The organism is Thalassolituus alkanivorans, assembly GCF_020447205.1.
Classification (GTDB): Bacteria; Pseudomonadota; Gammaproteobacteria; order Pseudomonadales; family Oceanobacteraceae; genus Venatoribacter; species Venatoribacter alkanivorans.
On the sequence record NZ_JAJAEL010000049.1, the window covers coordinates 224,123 to 236,093 of the forward strand.

Below are 11,971 nucleotides of genomic sequence, written 5' to 3' on the forward strand. Positions count from 1 at the left end.
AACGGTTAAACCCACCCGAGACCAGAAGCGCCGTGGTGTTTTGGTGAGTGCCAGTCCGTCTTTATGGCTGAAAAAACTGCCCCATAAACCGTCCAGCGCCATCGGAATAACCGGCACTGGTGTTTCGGCGATAATACGTTCGATACCGGCACGGAAGGGTTCAATTTCTCCGCTTTGTGTCAGTTTTCCTTCCGGAAAAATACACACCACCTGGCCATCGGCTAATTCTTCTTTAATACGGCGGAAGGCCGTTTCATAAACTTCATTATTGGCCTTAGGCGAACAGATCGGAATGGCTTTGGCCAGACGGAAAAACCATTTCATCCCCGGCATTTCTGAAATGCTGCGATCCATTACAAAGCGGATAGGCCGCGGACAGGCGCCGGCAATCAGTAATGCATCGACATAGCTGACGTGATTGCAGACTAATACGACCGGGCCTTCTTCTGGAATATTCTGAATGCCTTTATGGCTTACGCGGTACATAGTGTGCGACAACATCCAGATAACAAAGCGCAGGGCAAATTCGGGTACCTGTGAGTAGACGTAGCCGACTACAACAATATTCATGATGGCAATCACACAGAAATATTCGGCGATGGATAACTTCATAACCACCAGGCTGATGATGCCGAAAGCGGCACTGCCAACCATAAAAAGTGCGTTCATCACGTTGTTGGCTGCAATTGTCTGGGCGCGCATTTTTTCGTCACTGCGCTGCTGAATTAAAGCCTGCAGTGGTACAACATATAAACCGCCAAACAAACTGATCAGTGCGATATCCGCCATCATACGCCAGTGGTCAGCATTCTGTACGAACGCCAGAGCGCTGAGGTCGGAACTGATATTCAGACTGCTGATGGCAAAGTACAGGTCGACACCAAAAATACTCATGCCCAGTGAGCCGATCGGTACTATACCAAGCTCGATTTTATGGCCGGATAGTTTTTCGCACAGCAGCGAGCCTGCGGCCACGCCGACGGAGAACAGAGTTAACAGCAGGGTAACGATTTGCGGGTTGCCGCCTAAATGATCGCGGGCCAGATTCGGGAACTGGGTCAGATAGCTGGCGCCTAAAAACCAGAACCAGCTGATGGCCATAATGGATAAATATACGGCGCGTTGCTGGCGGGCATTACGTAACGTATTTACCAGCTCGGTAAGCGGATTCCAGTTGATGGTCAGCTGTGGGTCGCCGGCTGCCGCGGTTGGAATAAAGCGACTGCTGAAATAACCCAGCACGGCAAAAAAGATAACACCCGCAGCAATCCAGTATTTGGCAGCGCTTAAATCGAATAATAAACCGGCGGTGATGGTGCCGCCTAAAATGGCCAGAAAAGTGCCCATTTCGACCAGTGCATTACCTCCCACCAGTTCGTCTTTGTGCAGCTGTTGTGGCAGTAAGGCGAATTTTACCGGGCCAAATAATGCCGATTGCAGACCCATCAAAAACAGCAGAGTCATCATCAACAGCATATTGTTGGTAATAATGCCGGCAGCAGCAATCAGCATGATGGCGACTTCGAGTAATTTAACACTACGGATTAAACGCGATTTTTCCATCTTATCGGCAATCTGACCGGCAATTGGCGAGAACAGGAAAAACGGCAGGATAAACAGCCCGGCGGCGAGGTTGGTGTACAGTGCGGAATCTTCTTCGGCAATAATGCCGCTGAAAGCGATCAGCAATAACAGCGCATTTTTGTATAAATTATCGTTAAACGCGCCCAGTGCCTGGGTAATAAAATACGGCAGAAAGCGGCGTTTGCCGAGCAGGGTAAACTGACTGTGCTGACTCATGGCTGATTTCCTTGTATGGCCTGTTGGTTATGCATGACGGTCTTCCTTATCGTTAATCCAGCCGGGTAAATAATGGTGCAGCAGAGAGAGAATCATGCTGTGGCCATTGATATTGCCCGGAGTAAATAATTTATCATCCAGTGCCAGCACGCAGATGCCGTGAACGCTTGCCCAGATCGTCCGTGCGCTTTGAGCGCAGTCGGCTGCCGTGGTGCCGGGTTTGAGTATGGCGAGCTGCTGTTGCAGCAGGGTGAATACGTTATCGATGCGTTGTTGCTGCCAGTCGGGCAGGTTTTCCTGTTCCGGTAGTTGATGCTCAAACAGCAGTCGCCACTGATGCGGGTGCTGGCTGGCGAAGTTGAAATAACTCATGGCACAGGCTTCCAGCGCTTGTTGTGGTGAGTCTGCCTGCTCTATAGCGGCGCATAATTCACGGTATATCTGATCCAGAGTGCGGGCGTTAGCGGCCAGCAACAACAAACCATAACTGCCGAATTGGTTAATCAGCGTGCCGGGGGAATAGCCGACCTCGCGTGCAATCTGGCGCAGGCTGAGGCTGCTGGCCGGCTGCTGCTGCAGCAGATTGAGCACCGTTTCCATGGTCAGTTGTTGCAGCTGTACGGGTGTGTGATCCTGGCGGCGGGCCATGATGAGTCACCTGAATGATTTTGAACGGCGTTCAATATAAGGCTGTTCTGAACGCTGTTCAATAGATTTTTTACGTCAGGAGCGGGAAGGGTGGCCGGGGGTTATTTGCCCCGGTACTCGCCTGGGGTCATGCCTGTCCAGGCCTTGAAGCGGCGGTGGAACGAGCGGGCCTCACTGAAGCCCAGGCGGGCCGCGATATCGTTCACCGGAATATTGGTAGTACGCAGCCAGTTGGTTGCCACTTCGCGACGTAAGTCATCGAGCAGTTGCTGGTAGCCGGTACCGGCCTCCTGTAAGCGGCGCTGCAGTGTGCGCTCGGTCATGCCGAGTTCGGCGGCGACTTTGTCGCGCCGCGGCAGGTCTTCCTCCATCAGGCTGCGCAGCAGTGAACGGGTCTGCATCACAATCGGGTGCTTTTCCTGCAGTTCGGCCATAACAGCGGCAGCCTGCTGCTCCAGCGTAGCCAGTAATGTCGGGTCGGGCTGGCGCAGAGGTGTGTCAAGAATGGGTTCCGGGAAAATCAGCGCACTGCGATCGCTGCCAAATTCCAGCGGTGCCTGAAAAATGTCTTCATAAACAGCCAGCAGGGCGGGGGCGGGCTTGTTACGCTCGAACAGGACGCATTCGGGTTTGCCGTCCTGCATATCGGCCAGCCAGCGGGCAAACACCAGCCAGCTGCCAAGCACGTTGTCGATCATGTGTGGGCGTACAACCGGATCGTCGTATTGGCAGACCCAGCGCATCGCCAGGTGTGGGCCGTATTTTTCGATTTTGGTCACACCCATGTCGCCAACGATGGCTTCGTATTCTGGTGTGATGTGCAGCGCCTCGCGCGCGGTGCGGCAGTTCATCGCCATGTAGCCAACCAGACTGTAAGAGCCGGGCTGCACATAACGTGAGCTTTTTAAGCCGAACAATGGGTCGCGGGTCTGCTCGATCAGCCAGCGGATCAGGCTCTGGAAGGCACGGCCGTGGGTGCGGCTGATGCTGTTATCCATTATGCCGTGCGGCATATTAACGGCATCCAGAGCCTGTACGGGTTCTATACCGTAGTCCTGCGCTGCGCGCAGATACTGGCGGATGGCTGCAGATGAAGCGGTACCTAATAAATCTTGAGAGTTCATCCGATGTGCATCATGTTGTTGTTATAACCGCGTGGAGTCTGGCATTGGGTTTGTCGTTGCGCTGGCTGAATATACTACGTCTCTGTCTCAAACTGTCAGTGCCAGCGTTCAGCCTTCGCTGTATCTTAGCGCTCTCTGCGAATTGGGTCTAACGGACATTTGAGGATTACAACATGGGTCGTCGCTGGAATGGTTGGGGTGATGAGAGTTATATCAAAGAGGTGCCGGCACACGGCGAGCGCCTGATTCATTCCGTCATCGGAGAAACCAAGGCTCTGACCGATGCCACGCTGGAGTCGGTGATGGCGCAGGTTCCTGCTTCCCGTCTGGCGCCCCATCCTCTGGTGGTAACGGCGGCTGAAGACCGTGTACGCCATGCCCGTGGACAAAGTTTTCCGGATTGGCTGGCCATGCGCAGTGGGGACTTCGGGGTTTTTCCTGACGGGGTTGCCTATCCGGAAACCAGCTCTCAGGTACGTGAACTGCTGGATTATGCCGTTGAGCACGATGTGGAAGTTATTCCCTATGGTGGCGGTACCTCAGTGGCCGGGCATATTACGCCGCTGGCCAGCCAGCGCGCGATCCTGACCATCGATCTGGGGCGTATGAACCAGTTGATGGAGCTGAACGAAGAAAGCCAGATCGCCACTTTTGGTGCCGGTACGCCGGGACCACTGGTTGAAAGCCAGCTGCGTGCCCGTGGTTACACGCTGGGGCACTTTCCTCAATCCTGGGAGCTTTCAACCATTGGTGGCTGGATTGCTTCCCGCTCCAGTGGTCAGCAATCGCTGCGTTACGGTCGTATCGAGCAAATGTTTGCTGGTGGACGCATGGAAACTCTGCTGGGAACTATGGATATTCCGACCATTCCGGCATCGTCCGCCGGTCCGGATATGCGTGAAATTACCATGGGCATGGAAGGGCGCATGGGCATCTTTACCGAAGTGAAGGTACGTGTGACGCGGATGGCGGAAGAGGAAAAATTCTTCGTGGTCTTTATGCCTAACTGGCAGGCTGCGAAAACGGCAGTGCGTGAACTGGTGCAGAATAAAGTACCGATGTCGATGATGCGCGTGAGTAATGCCAAAGAAGCCAAAGCGCATCTGCATCTGGGCACTCAGGAAAAGCAGTTTAAATTGCTGGACCGTTTCCTGCGTTTTATGGGAATGGGTGATGAGCGCTGCATGCTGACCTATGGTGTCACCGGCACTAAATATCAGAACAAAACGTCGCTGAAACAGATCCGTAAAGTATTAAAAGCTCACGGTGGTGTTGGTGGACCTCTGGCTAATATTATGGGCAGCATCTGGTCTCATGGCCGCTTTAAATTTCCGTATCTGCGTGAAACGACCTGGACGCGCGGTATTGCTGTAGACACGCTGGAAACTTCGACCGACTGGGATAATATCGATCAGTTAATGACTGATGTGGAAAGCGCACTGGAAACTGCGCTGCGCAGCGATGGTGAAGAAGTGATGGTGTTTACCCACCTGTCGCACATGTACACTCAGGGCTCCAGTATTTACACCACGTACTTCTTCCGCTGCGCCGACAGCTACGAAGAAACCCTAGAGCGCTGGCGCAAGCTGAAGCATAAAGCATCTTCAGTGATTGCCCGTGGCCGTGCGACGATTTCGCATCAGCATGGTGTCGGTAAAGATCATGCGCCGTATCTGCCAGCGGAAAAGGGTGCGCTGGGTATGCGCGTGCTGAATACGCTGGTACAGGATTTTGACCCGCAACAGCGACTTAATCCGGGCACTTTGCTGGAAAAAAACAATAGCGGCAATGCGGCAGGAAATACCGTAAAAAAGACACAACAGGAGCAGGCTGAACCGCTACTGGAGCAGCAGTCTTCCTGATCAGTGTAAAAACTTAATAACTACATTCTCATCAAAACGATAATCAGCAACCGCCGGACAGGATAAAAGAGCAGTATGTGGCAGACAGCATGGGTACCAGGGCAGCGTGAGCATCAGCTGGAGCAGTTAAAGAGTGCTCCGCAGCACTGGGATGTGATCGTTGCCGGTGGCGGCATCACGGGTGCGGGAATAGCCCGCGAAGCGGCGCGCCGTGGTCTGAAAGTACTGCTGCTTGAACGACAGGATTTTGCCTGGGGTACGTCCAGCCGGTCATCCAAAATGGTGCATGGTGGTCTGCGCTATATCGCCGCCGGTGATGTGAAAACCACCATGCATTCGGTGCAGGAACGCGAGCGTCTAATGACGGAAGCACCGGGACTTGTCGATCAGATGGGCTACCTTATGGCGCATTATAAGGGCGGTTTTCCCGGACCTTTTGTATTTAATACGCTGCTGCGCATCTATGATTTTTTTGCTGGCAAACGCTACCGTCATTATTTCAAACGCGACGACTTCGAATACCTGAGTCCACTGCTGAATGAGCACGAGTTAATTGGTGGTACTCAGTTTGCGGATGCGGTCACCGATGATGCCCGTCTGGTGGTCCGCGTGTTGCGCGAAGCGCAGAAAGACGGTGCTGTGGTGCTTAACTACGTTGGCGTTAAACAACTGCTGAAAGATGGTGAGCAGGTTGTGGGTGCCCGTGTGGAAGATGTGCTCACAGGCGAAGGTTATGATGTTAAGGCTGATGTCGTGATTAATGCCACCGGTGCCTGGGCGGATGAACTGCGTGGTCAGATGACCGACGAGAAAAAAATCCGTCCGGCGCGTGGCAGTCATATTGTTGTACCGGCCTGGCGTTTGCCGGTTGCGCAGTCATTTACGGCTATGCACCCGGATGATAAACGCCCGATTTTTATTTTTCCGTGGGAAGGCCGTACCGTGATTGGTACCACTGATCTGGACAATAACGGCATCGATAACAGCGAAGCCAGTATGACCCGGGCAGAGTTGGATTATTTATTAAAAGTCGCCCGTCATCAGTTTCCGAAAGCCGATCTTGCCGAAAAAGATATTATTTCCAGCTGGGCCGGCGTGCGCCCACTGGTGTCTTCCGGTGCTTTAAATCCATCGAAAGAAAAGCGTGATCACAGCGTCTGGGATGATAAAGGTCTGGTCAGTGTCAGTGGTGGTAAATTAACCACTTTCCGTCTGATTGCTCTGGATGCACTCGAAGCGGCACGTAAATACATTAAACGTTTTCCCTCCGGTGAATTCGGTGCGCAGATTTTTACGCCGGCAGTTTCTGAGCATAAAAAATATCAGGCTCTGCCAGGATATCTGCAGAAACGTCTGAGTGGCCATTTTGGTATGGATCTGGATGCGCTGTTAAATCTGGCCAAAGAAGGTGAGCTGGATGTGATTCCCGGCAGCCGTACTCTTTGGGCTGAGCTGCGCTGGTCGGCGGCGAATGAGTCGGTTAAACATCTGGATGATTTACTGCTGCGCCGCACCCGTCTCGGTTTGCTGCTGGAGCAGGGCGGACTTGGATTTATCGATAAAATCCGTGCGGTCTGTGCCGAAGAACTGGGTTGGGATAATGCTCACTTTCAGGAAGAGCTTGAGCGTTATAAAGCAATCTGGAATAAGCATTACAGCGTTCCTAAATAATATAAGCGCCATAACCGACTGCCTTTGCGGGCAGGCTGTTATGGCGTTTTATCACAACGATAAAAAGAATCAGGCAGCTCAGCAGTATGGCAAATGCGGAATATTTACTGGCAATTGATAATGGCACCCAAAGTGTACGCGTGCTGGTATTTGATCAGCAGGGTAATGAGGTTGCCAAAAGCAAAGTGACCATTGAGCCGTACTTTTCCCGTCATCCGGGCTGGGCTGAACAGGATGCTGGTTATTATTGGGAAAACCTTCAGGAAGCCTTCAGACGCTTATGGGCGCAGGGTAAGGTAACTCCGGATCAGATTCGCGGCGTGTCACTGACAACGCAGCGCTACACCATGATCAATCTTGATGAGAATTTCCAGCCTTTACGTCCGGCCATTGTCTGGATGGATCAGCGCCAGGCTGCGGTAGAAACACCGGTTGGTGGCATCTGGGGGGTACTGATTAAAACATTGGGGCTGAGTCATTTAATCCGTGAGATGCGCGCAAAAGCACGGGATAACTGGATTGCCCAGCACGAACCGGATGTTTGGGCAAAAACCCGTTATTACGTGAATTTATCGGCCTGGCTGACGTATTGCCTGAGTGGTGAATTAAAAGATTCGACCGGTTCCATCGTTGGTTATCTACCCTACGACTATAAGCGTCAGCAATGGGCAAAGCCTTCTGATCTGAAATGGAAACTGCTGTCTGCTACCCGCGGGATGATGCCGGATCTGGTGTCGCCGGGGGAGCAGTTAGGACAGGTTTCTGCAGCCGCAGCGGCGCTGACCGGGTTGCCGGCCGGGTTGCCGATGATTGCGGCAGCCTCGGATAAAGCCTGTGAAGTAATGGGTGCTGGTGGGCTTGATGCGCATATCGGTTGTCTGAGTTATGGCACGACTGCCACCATTAATACGACAACGGCAAAGTACATCGAAACCATTCCGTTTATTCCGCCTTATACCGCTGCCGTTCCGGGTCATTACAATACCGAAATGATGATTTACCGCGGTTTCTGGATGGTGAGCTGGTTCAAGGAAGAGCTGGCACATAACGAGCAGCGGCTGGCGGCCGAACGTGGTGTAGAGCCTGAGCAGTTATTTGATGAGCTGGTTAATCAGGTACCGGCGGGTTCTATGGGGCTGATGATGCAGCCTTATTGGTCGCCGGGTGTGCGTCAGCCAGGGCCGGAAGGCAAGGGCGCCTTAATTGGCTTTGGCGATGTGCATAAGCGCGCCCATATTTACCGCGCCATTCTCGAAGGTCTGGCGTATGAATTGCGTCAGGGTAAAGAGCAGATTGAAAAGCGCAGCCGGGTACCGATTACCCGTTTGCGGGTTTCCGGTGGTGGTTCGCAAAGTGATGCGGCGATGCAGCTGACGGCGGATATTTTTGGTATGACTGCCGAACGTCCGCATACCAGTGAAACCTCAGGGCTGGGCGCTGCCATTAACTGTGCCGTGGGCTTGGGGATCTATCCCGATTACCGTACGGCCATCATGAAGATGACCCGTGTCGGGCAGGTATTTGAGCCCGAATTCAAAACAGTAAGACTGTATGACCGTTTATACAAAGAGGTTTACCGTAAAATGTATAAACGTATGAAGCCTTTGTATCAGAGTATTCGTGAAATAACAGGCTATCCGCAGTAAGCAGTCAGACAGACTGCATGAGCGTATTCGCTGTTTGCAGGGCATTCAGATAGTGTAACTCCGTTTGTGCAGGGCTGATCCCCAGTCCCTGCAACACGTTCCAGTCGATAGATTCCCAGCGCCCCTGTTCCATGCATATTGTCGTTGAAAGAATAAAACCATAATCGCCGGAGTGGTCTGTCAGGGCTGATGTCAGGTCTGCAGGCAGGCGGAGGCGCTGGCAGATTTCTGCCAGTGGCCGGTCAAGGAATGCATCCAGCAGGGAAAACAGACCAAGGGTAAACGCGGTTTCATCATCCAGATTGGGCCAGGCAAAGACCAGGGCTTTGCACAGCAGAGCCCTTACGACTGCCTGCTCCCGTAATACCGCAGGCTTTTCCTGCAGACGGCCAAGGGCAATCAGATTAGACCAGGCCCGCAGGCGATCGAGGCCAACGATGACAATGGCGCGGGAAATTGAAGTGATTTCACGGGCAAAACCAACGGCAGCGGAGTTAACCATCTGCAGCAGTTTATAACTGAGTTGCGGGTCGGTCTGAAGGATGGTGGAGACGTCTTCAATTTTGCTGTCAGGGTCGTTAAGGATCTGCAGAAGTTGCAATACGGCCATCTGACTGTCCGGCAGCCGTTTGCCATAGACATTATCGGGATGACTGAAAAAGTATCCCTGAAACAAGGTGCAGCCTGCATCCCGGCACAGCCGGTACTCTTCTCTGGTTTCTACTTTTTCAGCCAGCCATTGCAGGTTGTGGTGCTTATATTTGTCAATCAGCGCTGGCAGCTGCCTGATATCCGGCAGGCGGCGTATGTCAACTTTCACAATATCAATCAACGGAAAAAGGGCTGCCTGGGCTTCATCTCCCTGATAGTCGTCCAGTGCAATCCGGTAGCGCAGTTTTTTCAGCTTACGCAGGGCTGTCAGGTTCTCTTCGCTTGCCGGAATGTACTCCAGCAGCTCAGCCACAAGGCTGTTGGCCGGCATAATGGGAGGGTTGTGCAGCCAGTGACTGGTGAAGTTGATAAACGCAGGCAGCCCGCCTGTGACCAGATCGATACCGATATCATTGAATGCACTGATCAGGACTTCACTGGTTGCCCGGTCACCATGCTCATTTTGCCAGGCCAGAGTGTCTTCCGGCAGAGGCCGGCACAGAAGCTCATAACCAACCACATTCAGGCTGGTGTCCAGAATCGGCTGTCGCGCCAGCAGTGGTGGGTCTGTTTTGTCCATATATTTTCCCTGATTCATCCCCTCCAGTGTAGACAGTATTTTCATGCGTTTTTGCGGCTCTTGGCTACACTTTGGTAAAGAACGGTTATTGGAGTGTTATATGAGCGGGGTTCTGAGCAGTGTTGATGCCCGTACCAAGTTGGTGGGCCAAAACCGCCTGGAGTTGTTGTTGTTTAATCTGGGTGGCAGCCAACAGTTTGCTATCAACGTGTTCAAGGTACAGGAAGTCATGCGGATGCCGCACCTGACCCGTATTCCTGACCGTCACCCGGTGGTGCGCGGCGTAACGCATTTGCGTGGTCAGACGGTACCTGTTGTCGATCTGCGTCATGCCATTCAGATGGGGCCGCTGAAGCTGAACGAAGAAGATGCCACCATTATTGTGACTGAGTACAACATGACGGTGCAGGCATTTCTGGTCGGAGGGGTTGACCGGATCGTCAATATGAACTGGAGCGAAATTTTGCCACCTCCGGGCGGAGCCGGGAGGCAGCATTATCTGACGGCCATTACCCGCATCGATGACCGTATTGTCGAAATTATCGATGTGGAAAAGGTTCTCGCCGAAATTGCACCTTACAACTCTGTGTTGTCGGCCGATGCTTACGATGATGAGCTGCTGGAAAAAGTGCGGGGCAAAGACATTCTGATCGTTGATGATTCGCATGTGGCTATTCAGCAGATGCGTCAGGTTCTGGAACCCATGGGGCTGAACATTATTGAGGCGAATAATGGCCTTGAAGCTTATCAGTTATTGATGCACTGGAAAGAAGAAGGGCGGGACGTTAGTAATAATCTGGTGATGATTATTACTGACGCAGAAATGCCGGAAATGGACGGTTATATGCTGACCACCGAAATTCGCCGTGATACTGAATTGAAAGATACCTTCATTATTCTGCATACGTCGTTATCGGGGAATTTCAATAAGGCCATGGTTGAAAAAGTCGGGTGTAATGGTTTTCTGTCAAAATTTGCACCGGAAGCAATGGCAAAAGAGGTTCAGCGTCTGATGCGGGAAAAAATGAAAATGCCGCCCAGAGCTGATTGATATTTACTCTGCTAACAGGAAGCGCCTTACGGCGCTTTTTTATTTTTGGTTGTCTGTCTGACCGGTCTGTATGTTGTATTGAGTATGTTGTTTGTTGTCGGGCTATCTATTAGAGTGCCCTGAACAAGGAGGGCGTATGCCGCACATTTCCCGTTTATTTATTTACCCGATTAAATCCTGTGCACCGGTAGAGGTTGAACGGCTTGTATTTGATCGTCATGGCCCGGTTGGTGATCGCCGTTTTTTATTGGTGGATGAGCAGGGTGGTTTTATCACGCAGCGTCAGCAGCCGAAGATGGCCCGCATTCGTCCTGTGCTGGAAGAAGCAGTGTTGCTGGTGGATATGGACGGACAAACGACATTGCGGGTGCCGCTGGCAGAGCAAGGTGCTTTACGCAAAACGGTAACCGTCTGGAATGATTCTCTGCCGGCAGAGGATTGTGGTGATGATGCTGCGGCCTGGTTTTCTTCTGCTCTGGGTATTGCTTGCCGTTTGGTTCGTTTACCGGCTGACAGTCAGCGTCAGGTGGATCTGCGTTATGCTGAGCCCGGGCAGTGGGTGGGCTTTGCGGATGGATTTCCTGTATTGGTTACCACTGAAAGCAGTCTCGGAGCGTTGTCTGAACGGGTCGGGCGTGACATTCAGATGGAGCGTTTCCGGCCAAATGTGGTGGTGAATGGCAGTGCTGTTTTTGCTGAGCGTCGCTGGCGGATGCTGAAACATAAAGACGGTCAGCTGGCTATTTGTAAGCCCTGTCAGCGCTGCGTCATACCAACCCGGAGTATGGATACTCTGGAGCGTGAAGCTGATGTGCTGGATGCATTAAAAGAGCTGTGTCGTATCGATGGGAAAATACTCTTTGGCCAGAATGCTCTGGTGTCTGACATTCATCAGCTTTGTGTCGGAGATGAGTTAACCGAGCACTTTGTTGAATAAG

9 protein-coding genes are annotated in these 11,971 nt (G+C 52.4%); 5 read left to right on the plus strand and 4 right to left on the minus strand.

Annotated features, from left to right (window positions below):
- The 3 genes from LGT44_RS19050 to LGT44_RS19060 form a co-directional block, all read right to left on the minus strand.
- Positions 1–1,800: MFS transporter (locus LGT44_RS19050; RefSeq protein WP_230333677.1), on the minus strand; the 1,800-nt coding region annotated here is incomplete at its 3' end.
- 27 nt (positions 1,801–1,827) lie between these two features.
- Positions 1,828–2,448, minus strand: a complete 621-nt coding sequence (locus LGT44_RS19055; protein ID WP_145468911.1) for a TetR/AcrR family transcriptional regulator — start codon at positions 2,446–2,448, stop codon at positions 1,828–1,830.
- A gap of 101 nt (positions 2,449–2,549) precedes the next feature.
- Positions 2,550–3,572 carry an AraC family transcriptional regulator gene (locus LGT44_RS19060; protein ID WP_225691972.1) on the minus strand — a complete coding sequence of 341 codons (1,023 nt, stop codon included), beginning with the start codon at positions 3,570–3,572 and terminating at the stop codon, positions 2,550–2,552.
- Positions 3,573–3,745: 173 nt separating this feature from the next.
- Between LGT44_RS19060 and LGT44_RS19065 the strand changes: the two genes are divergently transcribed.
- The 3 genes from LGT44_RS19065 to LGT44_RS19075 all read left to right on the plus strand — a co-directional run bounded on the left by LGT44_RS19065 (position 3,746) and on the right by LGT44_RS19075 (position 8,751).
- The gene (locus LGT44_RS19065; RefSeq protein WP_230332007.1) at positions 3,746–5,434 is read left to right on the plus strand and encodes an FAD-binding oxidoreductase; all 1,689 of its coding nucleotides are present in this window, start codon (positions 3,746–3,748) and stop codon (positions 5,432–5,434) included.
- 75 nt (positions 5,435–5,509) lie between these two features.
- Positions 5,510–7,105, plus strand: coding sequence for a glycerol-3-phosphate dehydrogenase/oxidase (locus LGT44_RS19070; RefSeq protein ID WP_230332008.1), 1,596 nt, complete (start codon positions 5,510–5,512; stop codon positions 7,103–7,105).
- 86 nt (positions 7,106–7,191) lie between these two features.
- Complete coding sequence (locus LGT44_RS19075; protein ID WP_230332009.1) at positions 7,192–8,751, plus strand: FGGY-family carbohydrate kinase; 1,560 nt, start codon at positions 7,192–7,194, stop codon at positions 8,749–8,751.
- Between the two features lie 4 nt (positions 8,752–8,755).
- On the opposite strand, the gene LGT44_RS19080 is transcribed toward LGT44_RS19075, so the two are convergent.
- Positions 8,756–10,027, minus strand: a complete 1,272-nt coding sequence (locus LGT44_RS19080; RefSeq protein ID WP_230332010.1) for an EAL and HDOD domain-containing protein — start codon at positions 10,025–10,027, stop codon at positions 8,756–8,758.
- A gap of 55 nt (positions 10,028–10,082) precedes the next feature.
- On the opposite strand from LGT44_RS19080, the gene LGT44_RS19085 reads away from it, so the two are divergent.
- Entirely contained in the window at positions 10,083–11,033 is a 951-nt protein-coding gene (locus LGT44_RS19085; protein ID WP_145468906.1) for a chemotaxis protein CheV, read from the plus strand.
- A 136-nt stretch (positions 11,034–11,169) separates the two neighbouring features.
- A complete protein-coding gene (locus tag LGT44_RS19090) occupies positions 11,170–11,970 on the plus strand; it encodes an MOSC domain-containing protein (RefSeq protein ID WP_230332011.1) in 801 nt (266 codons plus the stop codon).
- Position 11,971 lies beyond the last annotated feature (1 nt).